This is a genomic window from Microbacterium paludicola (assembly GCF_039529675.1).
Lineage (GTDB): Bacteria > Actinomycetota > Actinomycetes > Actinomycetales > Microbacteriaceae > Microbacterium > Microbacterium paludicola.
Window position 1 is genome coordinate 276,851 of record NZ_BAAANG010000001.1, and the last position, 20,455, is coordinate 297,305.

The following is a 20,455-nucleotide window of genomic DNA, read 5'->3' on the forward strand; positions in this document are numbered from 1 at the left end:
GTCAGTCGAGCAGCGCAGCCGTGCGCGGCCCGAGGCCGAGGCCGACGGCGGAGTGCAGCTGGTCGGCGGTGTCGACGTCGCGGCGCAGGGTCGAGGTCGCGGGGATGTCGAGGGCGGCGAACCCGGCGCCGGCATGGCGCGCGGCCGAGCCGCCGCCGAAGGCGGGCTCGAGCGGCACGCCCGGCAGCGCCGCGAGGAGCGTCGTCCCGGTCCCCTCGGCATCCGGGACATACGCGCGGTCGTGCGTGGCCGCGAGCTCGAGCGCCGCGTCGACATCGGCAGGGTGAAGCGCGGGCAGGTCGCCGAGAAGCGCCGCGCGGTGCCGCGCCGGCTCGACGGCGGTGAGGCCCGCGGCGATGGCCGGATTGAGCCCGCCACCCGGGTCGGGCACAACCCGCACGAGCGGCCGGGAACCCGCACCGGCGTCGCTCACCACGCGGAGAGCCAGCTCGCCGTCGGCCGTCACCACCACGACCTCCGCCACATGCTCGGCGCGGCATACGGCGTCGATCGTGTCGAGGGCGATGGCGCTCGCAAGCTCCGCGCGATCCGGATGCTCCAGTCGGGACTTGCCGGACGAGCCCTTCACCGGGATCACGACCGTCCAGCCGGGTGCGCTCAACGGAAGCGCTCGCGCAGGCGCGGCAGCACCTGCTCGCCGTAGAGGCGCAGGAACGCCTCCTGGTCGTGGCCCGGGTCGTGGAAGACGAGGTGGCGGAAGCCGAGCTCGACGTAGGTGGCGATGGCCTCGATGTGCTGCTCGACGTCGTCCGACACGATGAACCGCGAGGCGGCCCGCTCGATGGGCAGCTCCTCGGCGCGGCGTTGCATCTCGATGGGGTCGTGGATGCCCGTCTTCTCCTCGGGCTTGAGCGCGAGGGGCGCCCAGAACCGCGTGTTCTCGGTCGCCTTGGCGAGGTCGGGACGGAAGGACACCTTGACCTCGATCAGCGTGTCGACGTCGTCGCGCGAGCGGTTCCCCTTCTGGATCCCCTCGTCGAAGGCCGGGAGGAGATTGTCCGTGTAGAGCGACGGGTCCTTGCCGCTCGTGGTGATCCAGCCGTCCGCCATCCGGCCGGCGAGGCGCGTGGCCGCCGGGCCCGATGCGCCGATGTAGATCGGCACCTGCGTCTCGGGACGGTCGTAGATCGTGGCGTTGCTTGTGGAGTAGTAGGTGCCCTCGAACGTGACGCGCTCCTCGGTCCACAGCTTCCGGATGAGGGTGATCGCCTCCTTCATCCGCTGGAAGCGCTCGGGCGACTCGGGCCACTCGAGGCCGAGGGTGACCTCGTTGAGGGCCTCTCCGGTGCCGACGCCGAGGATCATGCGGCCGGGGTGCATCGCCCCGAGGGTGCCGAACGCCTGGGCGACGACGCCCGGGTGATAGCGGAACGTCGGGGTGAGCACCGAGGTGCCGAGCAGCACCCGGCTTGTACGCTCGGCGGCGGCGCCGAGCCACGGCAGCGCCGCCGGGGCGTGACCGCCGTCGTGCATCCACGGCTGCATATGGTCGGAGAGGAATACCGAGTCGAAGCCCATCTCCTCCGCGAGGATGGCGTAGTCGAGAAGCTCGCGCGGTCCGAACTGCTCGGACGACGCCTTGTAGCCGAAGCGCATCGGGATGGGCATGTCGTGGCTCCTTGAGGGGTCAGGGGATGAGGGCGGGGTCCAGGATGTCGTCGCGCACCCGGGCGAGACGATCGCGGAAGTCGGCGACGGTGCCGGGCCAGAGCAGCGTGAGGCGCCCGGAGCGCGGGTCGGTGTACCAGTTGCGGCATCCGCCATCGACCCAGGGCGTGCCCGCGGCACGCTCGGCGATCTCGGCGGTGTATGCCCGCTCGGCCGCCGCATCCACGCGCACGGTTCGGCCGGACGCGATCAGGCTCGCGGCGAAGGACGCCTGGTGCTCCATGATCAGCACGGCGGAGTTGTGACCGAGCGAGGCGTTCGGTCCGTTGAGCACGTACAGGTTCGGGAAGCCGTGGACGAGGGTCGAGCCGACCGAGGTCATCCCCTCGGTCCAGTGCTCGTCGAGGGTCAGGCCGTGTTCGCCCCTGACGAGCCTCGCGTAGGGCTGCCGGGCCGCCTCGAAGCCCGTGGCGAGGACGATGACGTCGGCTTGGTGGCGGGCGCCGCCGGCGGCGACGAGCATGTTGTCGTCGACCTCGACGAGCGCCGACGGCTCGAGCCGCACCGCGCCGTCGGCGATCGCCGGGTAGAACTCGTCGCTGAGCAGCACGCGCTTGCAGCCGAACGCGTAGTCGGGCGTGAGCGCTGCGCGCAGCGCGGGATCGGGAACCTGGTGCGCGAGGTGCGCGAGCGCGACGTCCCGGGCCGCGGCGCCCGCCTCGGCATCGCCCGACCGCGACGCGAAGCGGGCCTCGCCCTCGACGTACAGCTCATCCCGCAGCCGCGCGATGGCGTCCGGATCGCCGCGCCATTCCTCGCGCTCGGCCCGGCTGTAGGCGCGATCGCGGCGCGGCATGATCCAGGCGGGAGTGCGCTGGAAGAGCGTGACATCCGCGCCGCGGCGGGCGAGCTCGGGCGTCAGCTGCACCGCGCTCGCCCCCGTGCCGATGACGGCGATGCGCGCGCCCTCGATGCGGATGCGCTCGTCCCAGCGCGCGGAATGGAACACCGCGCCGGGGAAGTCGGCGAGTCCCGGCACATCCGGGATCAGCGGCTCGGTGAGCCGCCCCGCGGCGAGGATCAGGTTCGTCGCGACGATCGGGGCAGGCGCCGAGCCGGGCGACCGAGTCGACACGGTGGAGACCACCCACCCGTCCTCGCGCCACTCGGCACCGGACATCGCGGTGCTCAGGCGCAGATGCCGCTCGAGGCCCTCGTCGCGCACGATCCCCTCGAGGTACGCGCGGATCTCCGTGCCCGGGGCGAAGGTGCGAGACCAGTCGGGCGACGGGTGGCTCGAGAGCCCGTAGAGGTGCGCGGGAACGTCGCACGCGACCCCGGGGTACACGTTGTCGCGCCATGTTCCGCCCACGGCATGCGCCCGCTCGAGGATCACGAAGTCGGAGATCCCCTCCGCGCGCAGGGCGAGCGCCGCGGCGATGCCGGCGAACCCCGCGCCGACGATCACGGTCTCGACCCGGCGCGGCAGATCCGAAGGGATCTGCAGATCCGAAGGCGCGGTCATCCGGCTCCCTCTTCGGATGCGTCGACCCCTTCGGATCCGCGGCGTCCGGTGGCCCGCACCGCGGTGAGCCCCGCGCGGATGGGCGCATCGCCGTAGGTCGTGGAGCGCTGGCGGAAGGGGCGGAACAGGCGTCGCGCGATGTCGCGCGCCTCGGAGATCGGCAGCTCGAGTCCCCGCTCGACGCCCGCACCGGGAAGCACGCGCCCGTCGAGCAGCGTGCCGCCGAGGTCGTCGCCGCCCGAGCGCAGCAGCTCGACGGAGGTCGGTACGCCGTGCCGGGTCCACGGGATCTGGATGTGCGGGATCACTCCCGACAGGAAGAGTCGCGCGACGGCGACCATCGCGCGGTGCTCGTCGAGCGTCGCCCGCCCCGCGACGAGCGGAACCCCGCCGCCCATCGGCTGCGGCAGAGGGATCGGCACGAACTCGGTGAAGCCGCGGGTCTCGCCCTGGATGGCCGCGAGCTCGCGCAGGTGCGCGATCCGCTCGGCCGCCGTCTCGACGTGTCCGTAGAACAGCACGGACGTCGAGCGGAGCCCCGCGCGGTGCGCGGCGGCGATGTTCTCGCGCCAGCGGTCGATCTCGAGGTCCGTGGGGGCGATCAGGCCGCGCACGCGCTCGCTCAGCACCTTGACGCCGGTGCCGGGAACCGTGTCGACGCCCGCCTCGCGCAGCGCCGCGAGCGCGCCGCCGAGTCCGAGGCCGGAGCGGTCGGCGAGGTCGGCGACGTCCTGCGGGCGGAACGCGTGAAGGTGCATGCCGCTTGCGGCATCCTTGATCGTCCGGGCGATGTCGAGATACGCCTCGGCGTCCTGGCCCGGGGCGACGAGGCCTTGCACGCAGATCTCCGTGGCACCGAGCTCGGCGGCGTCGCGCGCGATGGAGGCAAGGGCCTCGAGGTCGAAGGTGTCTGGCTCGCCCGTCGCCACGCGCCGGAAGTGCGTGGAGGCGACGTTGCGGTTCGCCACGATCGTCAGCGCCTCGCCGACGGTGTAACGCCGCACGTCATCGGCGGTGGCGGCGAGGGCGTCGACGTCCGCGCCCTCGGCGCGCAGCAGGATCTCCCACTCGCCGTCGTCGAGCGAGGACGGGTCGGATGCGGCGCGGGAGAGGAGGCGGGGGAAGGGGGCGGTGGCGGCGCTTTCGACTCGCTTCGCTCGCTCAAGCCGTTTCGACTCCGCTTCGCTCCGCTCAACGACCGGGGCGGTGGATCCGCTGCCGCCGGCGGCGCGGGTGGCACTGTCGCTTCGCTCCACGCTCGCTTCGCTCGCACGGGGCACCGGCTGCGGGCGCACAAGGGTTCCGTCCGCGGCGGTGCGGGCGAGGCGCGTGTCCGGGTCTGCGAGCGCGTAGGTCGCATCGCGGATGGCGGGATCGAGCCAGGCGTCGTTCACGTACGGCGGGTGCGCGGTCAGACGCTCCTTCAGCGCGAAGCCCGCGTCGGCGGTGAAGCGCGCGAGATCGTCAAGGTGCGGCCACGGACGCTCGGGGTTGACGTGGTCGGCGGTGAGCGGTGACACCCCGCCCCAGTCGTCGGCCCCGGCGCGCACAAGCAGGTCGAACTCCTGCGGGTCGGACAGGTTCGGCGGCACCTGGATGCGCATCGCCGACCCCATCACGAGCCGCGCGACCGCGACCGCCGCCACGTACTCGACGAGGTCGGCGTCGGGCGCATCCTGCATCGCCGTCCGCGGCTTGGCGCGGAAGTTCTGCACGATGATCTCCTGCAGGTGACCGTGACGATCCTGGATCTCCCGCAGCGCGACGAGCGACTCGGCACGGTCGCGCAGCGTCTCGCCGATGCCGACGAGGATGCCGGTCGTGAACGGCACGCGCGCCTCGCCGGCGTCCTCGAGCAGCCGCAGGCGCACATCCGGGTCCTTGTCGGGGGAGCCGAAGTGCACCTGGCCGGGCTCCTCGTAGAGGCGGCGGGACGTGGTCTCGAGCATCACGCCCATCGACGGGGCGGTGGGGCGCAGCATGTCGAGCTCGTCGCGCGTCATGATGCCGGGGTTGAGGTGGGGGAGCAGGCCGGTCTCGGTGGCGATCGCGCGCGCCATGTCGCCCACGTACTCGAGGGTCGAGGCGTAGCCGTGCTCGTCGAGCCAGGCGCGCGCCTCGGGCCACCGGTCCTCCGGACGGTCGCCGAGGGTGAGCAGCGCCTCCTTGCAGCCGAGGGCCTGGCCCTGCCGAGCGACGGCGAGCACCTGCTCGCGCGACATGTAGGTCGGCTTGTGCTGCTTGAGAAGCTGGCCGGGCGTGTCCACGAAGATGCAGTAGTGGCAGCGGTCGCGGCACAGGGTCGTGAGCGGGATGAACACCTTGCGCGAGTACGTCATCACGCCGGGCCGGCCGATGGCGACGAGCCCCTCGTCGCGCACGCGGGCGGCGACGGCAAGCAGCCGGTCGAGCCCCTCGCCGTCCGCACCGAGCAGGGCCTCGGCATCGTCCACGCCGATCGTCTCTCCCGCCTCCGCGCGCGTCAGCGCATCCTCGAGAGCGGCGGCGTCGGCGTCGAGGCGCCGACCGGCACGGTGCGGATCGAGCAGGGTCACCGAATCAGTCTCGCACCGCGAGCAGGTCGAGGGGCCGAGCGATCGTTGCCGTCCTGTGAGGGCGGGCCGGTGCCGAACCGGGCAGGATGGAGCCATGGTGACTCTGCTTCTTGACCAGCGTCAGCTGGAGATCGTGCTCACGCGCGTCGAGCGGCTTCTCGCCGCGCAGCGCGGCGACCTCCGGATCGATCGCGGCTCGATCGCGAAGCTGCAGCTCACCGACGAACCCGCGACCTGGCTGCGCGGAGTGCGCGCGCCGGGAATCCACGTGCCGCGCCTGCTCTCGCTCGGCACGTGGCGTTCGGCGCAGGGGAACGACTTCGTCGCCATCCGTCACGGACGCCCGGGCGTGGTGATCGACCTCGATGGCGACGCGCGCTTCAGCCGCCTGATCCTGTCGACTCGTCACGGGCACGCCCTGGCCAAGGCGCTGCGGCTGGAGGCCGGCGAAGCCGAGGGCTGAGCCGGCGCGCGGTTCCGGCCGCGCGCGACGCGGATCAGCCGTGGTGCTGCCCGTGGTGCTCGCCCTCGTGGTGCTCGCCTTCGTGGTGCCCGCCTTCGTGGTGCTCGGGCTCGACCTCGGCCTCAGGGGAGTAGTCGGCCTCGGCCGACTCGCCGTCCGCGGCGAAGTCCTCCGACTCGTCCGACTCTCCCGACTCGTCCGGCTGCGCGGATGCCTCCGGCTGCTGCTCGGACTCATCCGACGGCTCGGTCTTGTCCGCGGCGGGCTCGTGGTCCTGCTCGGACGGCGGCGCCCAGGCGGCGAGCCCCGGCCACGGCGCGCGCTGACCGGCCTCGTCCGGCGTCTCGCCCTCCACGGGTTCGGCGACAGGCTCGCCCTCCGCGGGCTCGCCGGCGTCGGCATCGGTGACGAATCCGTCGGCGTCGCCCTCTTCGGCGGCGGCCTCATCCGGAGTCTCCGCGGGGATCTCGGCGTCGTCTCCGTCCGGCAGCTCGATCACCGAGTCGGGCGTCTCGAGCGCGTCGGGGTCGTCGCCATCCTCGGGGTGGGGCGAGGGGATGTCCTCGGGCGTCGGCACCCAGCCGGGCGTCGGCTGCTCGCCCTCGGGCGAGGCCGCGATGAGCTCGGCTTCGCCGGCGACGACGTCCTTCTCGACCTCCGAGAGAGGGCGGGTCAGGAAGGCGAGCGGATCGCCGTAGCTGCGGGCCGGGGCGTCCAGCACCGTGGCGATCGGCTGCTCGTCGACCGCGACCTCGGTGTCCACCGTGGCGGGGGCGAAGGGAAGCTCGTCGACGGTCTCGACCTGCGCGCCGGCCTCATCCGTGGTCTTCTCGGCGGCGGCGGCGGTCTCGGTGTCAGCGTCCTCGGCGACGACGGCCTCGGGCATAGGCGGAACCTCGCCGGCGACCGGCTGCGCGGCCTCGGCCTGGCCTTCGGCTCCCGCCTCCGCCTCTGCCCCGGCCTCATCCGCCGCGGCGCTCGCGGGCCCGGCCCACGTGCCGTTGACGATCTTCAGGAAGACGTCCTCGAGGCTCTGCTGCTTCAGCTGCAGCGACGACAGCGGCACCCCGGCCTCCGCCGCGAGCTCGCCGATCTCGGAGGTGGACGCGGCGGCGACGTTGATCCCCGAGCGCAGCAGCTCGAACTCGTAGCCGCGCTCGCGGAGTGCATCCCGCAGCGCGGAGCGGTGCGGCGAGTCGACGGCGACGACCGCATCGACGTCGGCGAGCGTCTCGATGCCGCCGCTGAACAGCAGGCGCCCGTTCGAGATGATCAGGATGTTGTCCGCGACCTGCTGCACCTCGCTGAGCACGTGGGACGACATCAGCACCGTGCGCCCCTCCTCCGCCAGGCGGCGCATCAGCAGGCGCATCCAGCGGATGCCCTCGGGGTCGAGGCCATTGGCGGGCTCGTCGAAGACCAGCACCGCGGGGTCGCCGAGCAGCGCCTCCGCGACGCCCAGTCGCTGCCGCATTCCGAGCGAGAAGCCGCCGATGCGCATGTTCCCCACGCCGCCGAGCCCCACGACGTCGAGCACCTCGGTCACGCGGGTCGCCGGCACGCCGATCGCGCGGGCCGTCGACAGCAGGTGCCGTTCGGCCGTGCGGCGGGGGCGGTACTGCTGGTTCTCCAGCAGCGCGCCGACGACGCGGCGCGGCTGCGACAGCCTGGCGTAGGGAACGCCGCCGATCAGCGCCGTGCCCTCAGTGGGCCGGATGTCCCCCAGCAGGATGCGCAGCGTCGTCGACTTGCCGGCCCCGTTCGGGCCGACGAAGCCGGTGACGACGCCGGGCTCGACGCGCGCGGTGAAGTCGGACACCGCGGCGACATCACCGAAGATCTTGGTGACTCCGCGGAACTCCAGCACCTTGCCGTCGGTCATCCGCTCCCTCTCGTGCCTGTACAGATCTCTCGGCCGGGCGCGACTCTGTGCCCGGGTCCTCCCCCTATCTTGGCGGACAACCCGCGGATCCTCGGGATTACGGGGGCCCCGGGCGATCCGGACCCGCGCCGGAACGCCCCCCGACCCGCACCTCGCGCTCCCGGGACGGCGGTGCGTCGCGCCCGCGGCGGGCGGAGGGCATCGGGTTACGGTGGACGCGTGACCTACCCGACGTCGGATCCTCGCGTGCTCGCCCACCGCCAGGGCGGGCTGGGCACCATCACCCTCAACCGACCGGAGGCGATCAACGCCGTCACGCGCGAGATGCTCCACGCGGTCCGCGAGGTGCTCGAGGCGTGGCTGACGGATCCGGATGTCCAGGTTGTGCTGTTCGACGCGGTGGGGGATCGCGGTTTCTGCGCGGGAGGCGACGTCCGCGTGCTCCACGACGCGATCCGCGAGGGGCGGCTCGCCGAGGCCGAGGCGTTCTTCCGGGACGAGTACACGACGAACGCGTACATCGACGAGTACCCGAAGCCGATCGTCGCCTTCGCCGACGGCGTCACGATGGGCGGGGGGATCGGCATCGCCGGGCACGCCCGCGTGCGGGTCGTCACCGAAAGGTCGCAGCTGGCGATGCCCGAGACCCGCATCGGCTTCACACCGGACGCCGGCGGCTCGTGGCTGCTCGGCCAGGCGCCCGGCCGCACCGGCGAATTCCTCGCCCTGACGAGCTGGGCCATGGGCCCGGCGGATGCGATCTTCGCCGGGTTCGCGGACCACTTCGCGCCGTCGGATCGGCTCTCATCGCTGCGCGAGGCGCTCACAACGCGCGCCGACCCGTCGACGCCCACCGAGCTCGTCCTGCTGTTCGACGAGACGCTTCCCGCCGGGCCGATCGAGCGGGCGCGGGGGTGGATCGACGACGCGTTCGCCGCGGACACCGTCCCCGAGATCATCGATCGGCTGCGCGCGCTCGCCGCGGACGGCGTCGGCGAGGGCGAGGAGGTGAGCCCGGCGGCGGCGCTCGCCGCGCTCGCCGAGCGGTCTCCCGTCGCGCTCACGGTGACGCTCGCGGCGATCCGGTCCTCCCGTGCGGTGCGGGGGCTGCGCGATGCCGTGTCGCAGGAGTTCGTGCTGGTGACGTGGTTCATGACGACCCAGCCGGACATGGCCGAGGGGATCCGCGCGCAGATGGTCGACAAGGACCGGTCGCCGAAGTGGCGCCCGGCCACCCTGGCGGAGGTCGACCCCGGGATCGTGGGCGAGGCCTTCGCGTTCGAGCCCGAGCGGCCCCTGTTCGGCTGACCGGGCGCTGCGCGGCGAGCCGCTGCGCTGTCGCGTGAGCCGCTGATCCGGCCCTCGTCCGCCCCGCCGCTGGAAGACTTGGCGCATGACTGACTTCGGGACGTACGGGGTGTGGCGCGGAGCGGCGGCGCTCGACGCGCGGTTCGCGACGACGGTGGAGCGGCTCGGCTACGGCGCGCTCTGGATCGGCGGGTCGCCGAGCGGAGACCTGCGCATCGCCGAGGAGCTGCTCGACGCGACGGAGCGCATCGTGGTCGCCACGGGCATCGTGAACATCTGGAAGGACGACGCGGCCGAGGTGGCGCGCTCCGTCAGACGCATCGAGGAGCGGCATCCGGGAAGGTTCGTCGTCGGCATCGGCTCGGGCCACCGCGAGGCGACCGCCGACCGCGTGCGACCGCTCGCGTCGCTCGCCGCGTACCTCGACGTGTTCGACGCCGAGGGCATCGGCCGGGACCAGCGGCTGCTCGCCGCCCTCGGCGACCGCACGCTCGCGCTCGCCGCGGAGCGCTCGCTCGGCGCGCATCCGTATCTCACGGTGCCGGCGCACACGGCGCGCGCCCGGCGGATCCTCGACGAGAACCGCCCGGGCGCCCTGCTCGCTCCCGAGCAGAAGGTCGTGATCCATCCGGATCAGGAGGAGGCCCGCGCGATCGCCCGCCGCTACCTGAAGCGCTACTTCGGCCTCGAGAACTACGTCGGCGCGCTCATCCGGCACGGCGTCGCGGAGAGCGCGTTCGCGGACGGCGGCTCGGACGAGCTGATCGATCTTGTCGCGTCCAACCCCACGGTCGCCGCCGCGGTCGCCGGGCTGCGCGCGCACCTGGACGCCGGCGCCGACCACGTGTCGATCCAGGCGCTGGGCGACGACCCGCTCGCCTCCCTCGAGCAGCTGGCGGAGGGCCTGGGCCTCTCGGCCTGATCGCGGGCAGGCCGCCGGCGGCGGTCAGCGCGGCGGGCCGGAGGAGGCGCGCGCGTGGAGCGCGGGGTTGAGCACGACCCGGTGGGTCGGACGCGACGGGTCGGCGAGCCGATCGAGCAGCAGGTCGACCGCCGCCCGCCCGACCGCGGCGCGGGGCGGGGCGACGGCCGTGAGCGCGGGAGTGAAGAGCTGTGCGACCTCGTCGTCGTAGGCGACGATCGACAGGTCGCCGGGCACGGTGAGACCGCGCGAGAGCGCGAGGTCGACGAAGGCCATCGCCTCCGGGTCCGAATGCACGAGCAGCGCCGTGATGCCCGACCGGCGCACCGTGTCGAGGATCGCGTGGACGGTCGCCGAGAACTCCGGGGTGCTGCGGTCGGGAAGCACCCGCTCGACGTGCTCGCCCGGCGTCAGGCCGAGCTCGCGGCAGGCGGCGTTCCAGCCCGCGACGATCTTGCGCGACGTCGGCGAGTTGCGCGAGATCACGAGGCCCACCTTGCGGTGCCCGAGCGAGGCGAGATGCCGGGCGGCCAGCACGGCGCCGTGCGCGTGATCCGTCGTCACCGACTCGGCCGGCGATCCGCCCGGCGGCGTCGCGTCGCGCTCGACGAGCACGTACGGAAGGCCGGTGTCGGCGAGCCACTCGAGCACATCCTGCGAGTGCGCGGTGTCGGTGTTCGGGGCCAGGATGAACCCCGACGCGCCCTCCTCGACCATCCGCGCCAGCACGGGGCGCTCATCCTGCAGTTCGTACGACGTGCCGCGCAGCACCACCGACGCGCCGCGCTCGCCTCCATGCCCCGCACGACCTCGGGCCAGTAGTAGTTCAGCGACGGCACAAGCACGCCGATCGCGCCCGCGGGGCGCAGCACCCCGTCGGCGCTCACCCGGGGAGCGACCGGCCCCGGCTCCCGCTGGGTCGCCACCGCGCCGTCGTGCACGCGCACAAGCAGCCCCTCGGCCTCGAGCAGCTGCAGATCGCGGCGGAGGGTGACCGCCGCGACGTCGAGCTCGGCGCTCAGCTCGGTCACGCGCACGGCGCCGGCGCGCGAGAGAGCCGACAGGATGTGCGCGCGCCGCGCCGCCGCGAGGCGCGGGTTCTGAGCGGGGGCGGTCACGGGGTCTCCTGCGTCAGGGTCACCGCGAGCTCGGCCCGGCCGCGCACGTCGAGGTCGAGGCGGGCGAGGCTCGCGCCCCACACCTCGGTCAGCATCGGGTCGTCGAACTCCTTCACGACGGTCGCGGCGGGAACCCCCGGATCCCACGACAGGATGAGCGGCGGCGCCGCTTCGATCGGCGTCACGCGGGCGCGGCCGGGGGCGAGCTCGACCGCTCCGGCGAGCACAAAGCGCACCGAGGTGTCGGGCTCGTCGTCCTCGCCCTCCCACGGCTCGAGGTCCCACGCATCGCGGATGACCACGCGGCGCTCGCCGCGGTCGAGCCGCGCCTCCCGCCGCCAGGACCGCAGGGCGGCGACGTCGTAGGCGTCGGCGAGCTCGAGCGCGAGGGCGTCGGGGGAGTCCTCGACGTCGCGCGCGGCGAACCGGCGACCGGCGCTCTGACCGGAGCCGCGGATGAACGGTGCCGAGTGCCAGTCGCTCTGCATCATCCACATCGAGTAGCGGGCGGCGCTGAACGTCTGCGCCGTGTACGTCGGGCGGCCGGGATCGACCACCACCGGCACCGCGCCGGATGCGACGATGACCGATCCGACGTCGTTGTGGTCGTGGTTCTCGGCGTTGTTGCCGCCCTTGATGACGAGCGTCAGCCCGCCGCCGCGCTCGCGGGCGACGAGCATCTGCGTGGACGGCAGGAAGACCGAGCCCTCCTCGGCGCTCGGCGTCACGACGGGCGCCGAGCCCCCGAGCCACTCCGGATCGGTGGCGCCGCGGAGCAGGCGGCCGAGCCCCTCCGCCTCGTGCGCGGCCGGCGCACCCTGGGCGCGGTACGACAGCGCGTGCGCGGCGGCCTCGGCGTCGCCGGCGCGGCGCGCGGCGCGCAGCAGCGAGTGCCACGGCTGCGTGCGCGGCGGCAGGGCCTGCCCGTCCGAGACGTTGACGTACCAGCCGTCGCCGAGGTGCATCCGGTGCGGGAAGGCGACGATGCCGCGCAGCGCCGCCACCTCGGGAACCGGATCGAGGTTCTCGCCCGTCGCGTGCGCCAGCACGTCGAGCGCCTCGAGCAGCCGGCAGGCGCCGTTCCACCAGTAGGCGTAGCCCTCGTCGATCGCGCCGTCCTCCGGCAGCACGGCGACGTAGCGGTCGAGCCCCTCGATGCACAGCGCGACGATCCTGGCGCGCTCCTCGCGATCGTCGGGGCCATCCAGCAGGCGCAGGGCGGCGACCAGCACGTTGCCGTGGATCCAGGGGTTCCAGTTGTGCACGCGGCCGTCGAGCCCGATCCAGTGCCAGTCGCGGCGGCGGACGAACGGGTCGAACACGCGCACGCGCGCCTCGTGCCGCAGGCGCTCGCGGACGCCGGGGTAGCGGGAGTCGAGCCGGTCGCCGAGCACGTGGTCGAGCCAGGCGAGCTGCCCCACGACCTCCCCCGCTCCGAGGTCGAGGTAGGGGTCCGTCACGGTCGCGAGCACGGATCCGTGCCGGGTGCGGGTGTCGTCGTGGGCGGGCCAGCACCAGGAGCTCTGCTCGCACAGCAGCCACGCCCCGTCGACGACCTCGTCGAGCCAGCGGTCGGATTCCTCGCCCGGCGTCGCTGCCGCGAGCAGCACCGCGCGGCTCAGCCGCTCCTGAAGCGCGAAGGCGGGCGTCTCCCACGAGACCCGGTCGCCGTCCGTTCGCGAGCTCGGCGACCAGTCGACGTCCAACCGCCGGACGCTGCGCCAGTACATCCACGAGAACGGCGTGAAGTCATGCCAGATCGTGATGGGCGTGACGTCACTTCACGAGGGCTCGATGTGGAACACGATGCCGGCGCACACGCACGACCGTCGCACCGAGTGCTACCTGTACTTCGACCTCGCCGACGACGCGCGCATTGTGCACCTGATGGGCGAGCGGGAGGAGACGCGCCACCTCATCGTCGCCGACCGCCAGGCGATCATCTCGCCCAGCTGGTCGCTTCACTCGGGCGTCGGCACCGCCGCGTACTCGTTCGTGTGGGCGATGGCCGGCGAGAACCAGGCGTTCGACGACATGGATGCCGCGCCGATCGGCGAGCTGAAGTAAGCCAGACCCTCACCTGAACGGCCGTTCCGCCTCCCGGCGGGACGGCCGTTCGTGCGTTTCCCGCCCGACGCAGACCTGTCCTCCAGATGGGGGACAGCGTTTGTCCCCCATCTGGGGGACAAATCCAAAGGCTCCCTTAGGGATCGCTTGATCGTGGCTTGAGTTCGTTTCCCTAGTGTTCATCTCGGCGCGGCCGTGAAGACGGCCCGAACCGATCGCCGCCCTCGCCTCAGCCCCCCTCGAGGCCCGCGCGCGGAGCGGCCGCGCCATACCCCAACCCGAACTCGCGCCGCGCTCCACGCTGCGCCCTGCTCAAGGAGCCCCCGCATGTCCACGGACACCCGTCTCAGCCGCAGCAAGAAGAAGATCATCGCCGTCCTCGCGGGCGTCGCCGTCGCGGCGGCCGTCAGCGCCTCGGCCTCGACCCTGGGCGGCGCGGGGGGCGAGGCCCTCGGCGCCGACGCCGGCACCGCGGCCTCGGCCGTGACCAAGGGCGTCGTGGTGACGTGGGACACCGCGTTCTCGACCGCGACCAACGAGTACGTGGTCACGGGCGTCACGCTCAAGACCAAGGACGGCGCGACCGAGACCTTCCCGAAGGGCGCCGACGTCAAGCTCAGCGTGCTCGGAAACGCCGCGGGCAAGGCCGCCGACCCGCAGTCGAAGCTCGCGGAGTTCAGCGACCTCAACCTCGCGGCCGCCAAGAACACGATCACCTGGCCGACGTCCATCCCGGCACAGGACGTGCTCGGCGTCGCGGTCGTCGTCGACGGCAACGCGGTTCCCGCCACCGTCAACTGACGCTCCGCCCACCCCCTGCCCGATCCGGAGACCCCGTGACGACCACCGCGACCCTCATCTCGGCCCCTGGGGCCGAGGGTGGCGCCGCCGCGACTGCGGCCGGATCGCGCGCCGTCCGCCCGTCCGCGCGCTCCCGCGGACGGGCGCGCGGGATCGTCGGATGGCTGCTGCTCGCGCTCGCGGTCGTCCTGCTCTGGCCCGCGCAGTTCGGCGGCCTGACCGGCCTCACCGTGGTCAACGGACAGTCGATGGAGCCCGTGTACCGCACGGGAGACCTCGTCGCCTCGTTCCGGCAGACGGGCTACGCGGTCGGCGATATCGTCTCGTACCGGGTGCCGCAGGGTCAGCCGGGTGCCGGCGGACGCGTGATCCACCGGATCGCGTCCGCGAGCGACGTCGACGGCGAGACCGTCTACACGACGCAGGGCGACAACAACCCGCAGGCAGACCCGTGGACGATCCGCGACGGCGACATCCTCGGCCGCGCGATCGTCGCGGTCCCCGGCATCGGGGCGGGACTCACGCCGGAGGGCGCGCCCCTCATCCTCGCGCTCTCGCTCGGCGTCATCGTGACCGTCCTCCTGTGGGGAGACGGCGGCCGCGCTCGCGCGCGGAAGAACTCAGACCACCGCCCGTGACGGGGCGGCACGGCGGTCGGCGGGGTCGGGGGATCCCGTCCGGCCAGCTCCTCTTCGCCGGCCGGGGGGTCGGCGGAGGGGGAGCGCGCCGCGGCGTCCTCGCGCACACCGCGCGGGGCGCCGCGGCGCTCATCCTGTCCCTCATCGTCCTCGTCGGCGCCGTGAACGCCTCCGCCGCGACGCTCGGCGGGGCGTCGGCGCACTCCCTCGGCGCGGCAAGCACCGCCAACGCGCGGGCGAGCGGCGTCACGATCGACTGGACGGGCACCCCGTCCGGGGCGGCATGGAACGTCGACGGCGCCACCGTGCGCGCGGAGGGCGGCTCCTTCGCGGCGGGCGACACGGTGAAGCTCACCGTCGCCCCGGCCGCCGGCCACACGGGAGCCCCGTGCGAGGTGCGGACGACCCCGGCCGCGGCCTCCGCCACCGTCGCCTTCCCCGCGGCGGCGTTCGCCGCGTGTGGAGTGCTGCGCTTCGACCGCCTCGGCACCGTCGCGGTGGCGGTCTCCGGCGCGCAGGTCGCGGTCGCCGCCTCCCGCGTCGGCGATGTCCGCTCCGCCCTCACCGCGCACTCCGGCCCGGTGCTCAACGCCGACCGCGCGCTCGTCGCCCGCACCGAGGCGGTCGTCGACGGCGGTGTCTCCTATGTCGGCCGGATCGCCGTGGACGTCACGCGGGGCGCCACCGTCGAGGATCTCGTCGGAGAGCGCCTGGATGTCGCGCTGCTCGGGCCGGACGGAACCGTCCGCGCGCGCGTCGGCGGCGTGATCTCGGCGGCAGCGGATGCGCCCGTCCGCGTCACGATGGAGGCCGGATCCGCCATCCCCACCGTCGTGATCGATCCGCGCGCGAACCTGCCGCGGGCGTCGTGGCAGCGCTCCGGCGACGTGGCGAGCGTGTCGGGACTGCTCCTTGCTCCCCAGCGGATCGGCGAGGCGCCGTCCCCAGCCCCCGCGTCGCTGGTGTCCGCGAACGCGCAGCCCGCGACGCCGCCCGTCCGCTACGCGATCGAGGCCGTCGCGCTCGACCCGCGCCTGACGTACACCTACACAACGCCCGCGAACGACCGGAACTCCCTCAGCTACTGCCACACGTTCAGCGTGACCAACACGAGCGCGCAGCCCGTCACATGGCAGGTGGTGTTCGATACGTCCCTCCCGCCGCTGTGGGGGATGGATCCCACCAAGGCGGGCGCAATCGGCAGCCAGTGGGGTTACGTCACCAAGAGCTACGTCGCCGCCACGCATCTCTGGACAATCGCCGGCAGCGGTGCCAACGCCGTGCTGCAGCCCGGACAGACGCTGTCGGGAATGGGCTACTGCGCCGCAGACGTCCCGCAGCCTCCAGTCGACCCCTCCGGATTCACGACCGCGGTGTCGGTGGTTGCTGGAGCCACCGATTACCACGTGCAGCTGCGGGTCAGTGTCCGGTCCGACCGGATCTATAACGCCCCGTGGGAGATCACGGTCGACCTCGCCGACTATGTGTGCGCCGCCAGCCTCACGGGCAAGGCCATCACCTTCAGCCGCGTGCAGGCGACACCCGTGGCGGGCAGCCGCACGAAGTACGTTATCCGCGGCCTTGCGAACGATACGCAGTATGTCTCCGCCTCGCATTCCCGCGACTTCGTGTTCGCCTCGTACTCCCCCGGAGGCCCCGGCTGGGCGAAGCCGTGCCGCTGACTTTTCGGAATACTGAGATCCCCGACAATTCCAATGTCGCAAGTGACGTCATATATCGCCAGAATGGCGCGTTCTGGCGCGTCTTCTGCGATATCGTCATGCCCGATTCGTATCGAGGGGGAGGGGTGGGGGTGGACCATCCGCGCGTGGCTGTCGTGGTCGAAGACGACCCCGACATCCGTGGGCTCCTCACCGAGGTCCTGACGCAGGGCGGCTTCGAGGTTCACGCCGCATCGAACGGCGTCGAGGGTGTCGAGTTTGTGCGGCGGTTCGATCCTGTCGTCACCACCCTGGACGTCAGCATGCCGGGCATGGACGGGTTCGAGACGGCCAAGCGCATCCGGGAGATCAGCCCGACGTATCTTGTCATGCTCAGCGCGCGGTCAGAGGAGATCGACGTGCTGCAGGGACTGCAGGCGGGCGCCGACGACTACGTCACCAAGCCGTTCCGTCCGCGCGAGTTGCGCGCCCGCATCGAGGCGATGCTGCGGCGTCCACGCGGCGCCCACGTCGCCTCCGGCACGGCGCCCACCTCCGAAACCGAGGCCGGGAACGAAGGCTGGCTCGAGCACCGCGGCCTGCGTCTTCACCCGGAATGGCGGACAGCGGAGGCCGACGGCATGTCGCTCGACCTCACACGCACCGAGTTCGACCTGTTGCAGGAGCTGCTCGACGCGGGATCCCGCGTCGTGTCGAAGCACCAGCTCACGCTCGCATTGCGGGGCGAGCGCACGAACGGGTTCGTCAGCGACAGCGACCTGCGCTCCATCGAGGTGCACATGGCGAACCTGCGGCGCAAGATCGGCGAGTCGGCAACGAGCCCGCGCTGGATCGAGACGGTGCGCGGCGTCGGCTATCGGCTCACGACGGGCTGAGACGCCGCGGTCACCGGGCCTCAGCCCCCTGCCCTCATCACCGGCATGCCCGAGGCAGACGCCGAGCGGCGCGCTGCCTCGCGCGCGGCCTGCGCGAGGATGTCCGGATCGTAGCCATGGTCCTCGGCCAGCGCGTACCCGACGCCGATGGCAGGGAGGACGGCGTCCTTCAGCGCGGCGAGATCGTCGATGAGACCCTGGCGCAGTTCGTTCCCCGCAGCGGCGGCCTGCTCGGCGGAAGGCGCGTCAAGGACGATGGCGACGGTGCTGTCGTCCAGAGAGCCGGCCGGCGCATGGATTGGGAGATGCCGATGGACCGCGCTGTGCCAACTCACCTCGATGAGTTCCGCCGTGTCGGGGCCGAAGGCTGAGGCGATCTCGTCCAGCCCGTCGATTCTGATCGCGAGCAGCGTCAGCGGCGCGCCCGCGCGCTCGCCCCGGCCCGCCATGTCGGTGGCGGCCGCCATGAAGACGTCGCGCGACAGGAGGACGCTGCGTCGTCGGGCATCCGTCACCGAGCCAGGTACTGCGGGCGAACTGACAGAGGCGACCCGCAGCACCGACGTGGACACCACGGCCACCACGGTGAGGGCGACGGTTACGAGTGACGTCATGTTGGTGCCGAACCACTCCGTGAACAGCACGCTGTCAGGGCCGGCGGTGAGGAATACGGCGGTCCGGGCCAGGTAGTAGAGGGCCGCCGCTCCCAGGACGAAGGTGAGCCCCCACGAGGCGAACACCTCCCGCAGTGCGCCGCGCAGCGTCTCGAACGCGCCCAGCGCCGCAAATATCGCGATGCCCAGGAAGAGTGCAGGGGCACCCGCCCAGTCACCGGCCTCCCGCTCCAGGAGGGCAGACCCGAAAGCAACCAGTGCCGCTGCCGCGGCCGACGCCTGATGGATCGTGCCGAGGTGGCCGTTGTACACGCGGCACCCCAGCCACATCAGTCCCATCTGCGAGACGAACGCGGCGTTGCCGAGCGCGACCGCGATCCAGAGGCCGCGGTCGATGGCCCATGCCATGTAGCAGAAGGCGACGAGGATGCCGGCGACGAAGGCAGCGGCCCAGTACCGGCCGGACCCACTCTCGCGGCGTACGACGGTCTCGAGCAAGAACACGGCGCCGGACGTGATGACGACCAGAGCCGTGAGGAACTGCGCCGTGAAGAGATCGAGCGCGCTCATCGCTGCTCCTCGGGAACCCGGGTGTGGGGCTCCTCGGGGGCCACGACGCCGGGCCCCCGTGCGGGCAGCGTGACGACGAAGGTGGCACCCTCGCCCGGGACGCTCTGCACCCGGATATCACCTCCATGTGCGCGCACGATGTCGCGGCTGATGGCCAGACCCAGACCGCTGCCGTGGGTGCTCGAGCGCCGCACGGCATCGGCGCGGTAGAAGCGCTCGAACAGCTGCTCCTGTTCGGCAGGCGCGATGCCAGGACCGTCATCCCGCACGGCGATGATGGCGTGATCGCCCTCGTTCGTGCAGCCGATCCAGATGCGGCCCTCATGATATGCGTACTTGATCGCGTTGGAGAGCAGGTTGTCGACGACCTGTCGCACGCGCGCGGCGTCCGCGTGCGCCGTGGTGGGTTCGATCCCCTCGACATCGATGACGATGTGGCGCGCGTCCGCGCGCGGCACTGCCGCCTCCACTGCCTGACGCAGGATCGCCGCCACGTCGATCGGCGTGAGCCGGAGTCGGGCGTCGAGGTCGGCGTCGGGGTCGGCTGAGGCCGACAGGATGTCGCTGACAAGCGCGAGGAGCCGTTGTGTATTGCGCTCTGCGACCTCGAGATCGCGGCGTGCGGAGGAAGGCAGGTCGGGCGCGTCCAGCGCGAGGTCGAGATAGCCCATGATCGACGTCAGCGGCGTCCGCAGCTCGTGCGAGACGGAGGCGACGAGGTCGTCTCGAGCACGCAGCGCCGTGCGCTCGGCCGTGACATCGCGGGAGACCACGACGATGCCTGAGTTGCCGTCCGCGCGTACGCGCCGTGCCGTGACGTGGAGGGCGCGACGGCCGCTGCCGAGACCGCCGTGCCAGATCTCCACACCTTCGAACGTCTCGCCGCGGCGCGCGCGGGCGAGAGGTCGTTCGTCGGGTGGCAGGGGGGTCACGCCATCTGCACGGAACAGCGGCGCGTTCTGATCGCCGTAAAGACGCGTGTGGGCGGGGTTGGTCACGGCGACGCGCCCATCGTGACCGACGCGCATGACGCCGAAGTCGACTGTCTGCAGCACTTCGCTGACCAGCGCCTCCTGGCTGCGCGCGCGCTCGAATGCCCCCTGCAGGGTGCGCGACTGGCGCGCGAGCAGGGTGCGCTGCCCCAGCGAGCGGCGGGAGAGGAACTGCCCGAAAGCGGCGAGCCCAACAACCGTCAGCGGGAGCATGGCACCACGGATCTCGAACCCCTCCGTTGTCAGGAACAGCAGTGTCCAGTAGATGATGATGACGGCGCCCGCCACCGCCACTGTCAGGAACACGCTGAACATGACGGCCACCCACAGGACCGGGAACAGCCACAGCAGCCCGAGACCTCCGGACGGGTGCGCGATCTGAAGGAACGTCAGCGCCACCACGTCCACGATCGGGACCAGCCCGACCGCGTTCGGTGGGAGCCGGTCCCAGCGGACGACCACAGCGCAGGCGCTCGCGGCGAACACGATGCCGATCCCGATGACGAGTGCGACCGGATCCTCGTAGTCGTCCGACAGCAGCACAAGAACGCCCGCGAACAGCGTGACCAGCCCCAGCAGGAGCTGGTTGAGGATGACGGTGCGCTCTCGAGACGGATCTCGGGGCGACCGGATGTCCGGGACCATGGAGCGACGTTACCGCGGGCCGCGGACGCGCTCGGTGCGGTTCCCGGGGAGCGGGCCGGGCCGGAGGATTCCGCCTTCAGCGGAGAGCGGGCCGGCGCGGTGGAGGAATGTCGGATGGGGGTGGCAGAGTCGAGCCGTCCTCGCGTGCGCCCCAGCGCGCGATCCCGTC

17 protein-coding genes and 1 pseudogene are annotated in these 20,455 nt (G+C 72.5%); 8 read left to right on the plus strand and 10 right to left on the minus strand.

Annotated features, from left to right (window positions below):
• Position 1: 1 nt before the first annotated feature.
• From cofC to cofG, 4 genes are read right to left on the minus strand one after another with little or no spacing between them, the layout of a single operon-like run.
• The gene (cofC, locus tag ABD161_RS01370; RefSeq protein ID WP_343998955.1) at positions 2-622 is read right to left on the minus strand and encodes a 2-phospho-L-lactate guanylyltransferase; all 621 of its coding nucleotides are present in this window, start codon (positions 620-622) and stop codon (positions 2-4) included.
• Entirely contained in the window at positions 619-1,629 is a 1,011-nt protein-coding gene (gene fgd, locus ABD161_RS01375; protein ID WP_343998957.1) for a glucose-6-phosphate dehydrogenase (coenzyme-F420), read from the minus strand. The genes cofC and fgd overlap by 4 nt, the downstream gene beginning before the upstream one ends.
• Before the next feature lie 19 nt (positions 1,630-1,648).
• Entirely contained in the window at positions 1,649-3,154 is a 1,506-nt protein-coding gene (locus ABD161_RS01380; protein WP_343998959.1) for a flavin-containing monooxygenase, read from the minus strand.
• Positions 3,151-5,709, minus strand: coding sequence for a 7,8-didemethyl-8-hydroxy-5-deazariboflavin synthase CofG (gene cofG, locus ABD161_RS01385; RefSeq protein WP_343998961.1), 2,559 nt, complete (start codon positions 5,707-5,709; stop codon positions 3,151-3,153). The genes ABD161_RS01380 and cofG overlap by 4 nt, the downstream gene beginning before the upstream one ends.
• 94 nt (positions 5,710-5,803) lie before the next feature.
• Here cofG and ABD161_RS01390 point away from each other — a divergent pair, with 94 nt between their 5' ends.
• On the plus strand, positions 5,804-6,172 hold the full coding sequence (locus tag ABD161_RS01390; RefSeq protein ID WP_343998963.1) for a hypothetical protein: 369 nt from the start codon (positions 5,804-5,806) through the stop codon (positions 6,170-6,172).
• A 34-nt stretch (positions 6,173-6,206) separates the two neighbouring features.
• Here ABD161_RS01390 and ABD161_RS01395 read toward each other — a convergent pair whose 3' ends face one another.
• Complete coding sequence (locus tag ABD161_RS01395) at positions 6,207-8,054, minus strand: ATP-binding cassette domain-containing protein (protein ID WP_343998966.1); 1,848 nt, start codon at positions 8,052-8,054, stop codon at positions 6,207-6,209.
• Between the two features lie 219 nt (positions 8,055-8,273).
• Between ABD161_RS01395 and ABD161_RS01400 the strand changes: the two genes are divergently transcribed.
• Positions 8,274-9,362: a 3-hydroxyisobutyryl-CoA hydrolase gene (locus tag ABD161_RS01400; RefSeq protein ID WP_343998968.1), complete on the plus strand. Its 1,089-nt coding sequence runs from the start codon at positions 8,274-8,276 to the stop codon at positions 9,360-9,362.
• Between the two features lie 85 nt (positions 9,363-9,447).
• Entirely contained in the window at positions 9,448-10,284 is an 837-nt protein-coding gene (locus tag ABD161_RS01405) for a TIGR03620 family F420-dependent LLM class oxidoreductase (RefSeq protein ID WP_343998970.1), read from the plus strand.
• A 24-nt stretch (positions 10,285-10,308) separates the two neighbouring features.
• On the opposite strand, the gene ABD161_RS01410 is transcribed toward ABD161_RS01405, so the two are convergent.
• From ABD161_RS01410 to ABD161_RS01420, 3 genes and pseudogenes are all read right to left on the minus strand, one after another.
• On the minus strand, positions 10,309-11,058 hold the full coding sequence (locus ABD161_RS01410; protein WP_343998972.1) for a LacI family DNA-binding transcriptional regulator: 750 nt from the start codon (positions 11,056-11,058) through the stop codon (positions 10,309-10,311).
• Between the two features lie 200 nt (positions 11,059-11,258).
• Positions 11,259-11,483: pseudogene (locus tag ABD161_RS01415) on the minus strand (DeoR family transcriptional regulator); the annotation flags it as partial.
• Positions 11,399-13,108, minus strand: a complete 1,710-nt coding sequence (locus ABD161_RS01420) for a heparinase II/III domain-containing protein (protein WP_343998974.1) — start codon at positions 13,106-13,108, stop codon at positions 11,399-11,401. The gene ABD161_RS01420 and the pseudogene ABD161_RS01415, both read right to left, overlap by 85 nt.
• A 22-nt stretch (positions 13,109-13,130) precedes the next feature.
• Here ABD161_RS01420 and ABD161_RS01425 point away from each other — a divergent pair, with 22 nt between their 5' ends.
• The 5 genes from ABD161_RS01425 to ABD161_RS01445 all read left to right on the plus strand — a co-directional run bounded on the left by ABD161_RS01425 (position 13,131) and on the right by ABD161_RS01445 (position 17,465).
• Positions 13,131-13,469 carry a 5-deoxy-glucuronate isomerase gene (locus tag ABD161_RS01425; RefSeq protein WP_343999118.1) on the plus strand — a complete coding sequence of 113 codons (339 nt, stop codon included), beginning with the start codon at positions 13,131-13,133 and terminating at the stop codon, positions 13,467-13,469.
• A 327-nt stretch (positions 13,470-13,796) separates the two neighbouring features.
• On the plus strand, positions 13,797-14,270 hold the full coding sequence (locus tag ABD161_RS01430) for a hypothetical protein (protein WP_343998976.1): 474 nt from the start codon (positions 13,797-13,799) through the stop codon (positions 14,268-14,270).
• 35 nt (positions 14,271-14,305) lie between these two features.
• Complete coding sequence (locus ABD161_RS01435; RefSeq protein WP_343998978.1) at positions 14,306-14,908, plus strand: signal peptidase I; 603 nt, start codon at positions 14,306-14,308, stop codon at positions 14,906-14,908.
• Positions 14,905-16,590: a hypothetical protein gene (locus tag ABD161_RS01440; protein WP_343998980.1), complete on the plus strand. Its 1,686-nt coding sequence runs from the start codon at positions 14,905-14,907 to the stop codon at positions 16,588-16,590. The genes ABD161_RS01435 and ABD161_RS01440 overlap by 4 nt, the downstream gene beginning before the upstream one ends.
• A gap of 98 nt (positions 16,591-16,688) precedes the next feature.
• Positions 16,689-17,465, plus strand: a complete 777-nt coding sequence (locus ABD161_RS01445) for a response regulator transcription factor (protein WP_406916730.1) — start codon at positions 16,689-16,691, stop codon at positions 17,463-17,465.
• A gap of 20 nt (positions 17,466-17,485) precedes the next feature.
• On the opposite strand, the gene ABD161_RS01450 is transcribed toward ABD161_RS01445, so the two are convergent.
• Together ABD161_RS01450 and ABD161_RS01455 are read right to left on the minus strand one after the other, a co-directional pair.
• Positions 17,486-18,649 carry a hypothetical protein gene (locus ABD161_RS01450; RefSeq protein ID WP_343998985.1) on the minus strand — a complete coding sequence of 388 codons (1,164 nt, stop codon included), beginning with the start codon at positions 18,647-18,649 and terminating at the stop codon, positions 17,486-17,488.
• Positions 18,646-20,286 (minus strand): sensor histidine kinase, encoded by a 1,641-nt coding sequence (locus ABD161_RS01455; RefSeq protein WP_343998988.1) that lies wholly within the window; start codon positions 20,284-20,286, stop codon positions 18,646-18,648. The genes ABD161_RS01450 and ABD161_RS01455 overlap by 4 nt, the downstream gene beginning before the upstream one ends.
• Between the last annotated feature and the right edge of the window lie 169 nt (positions 20,287-20,455).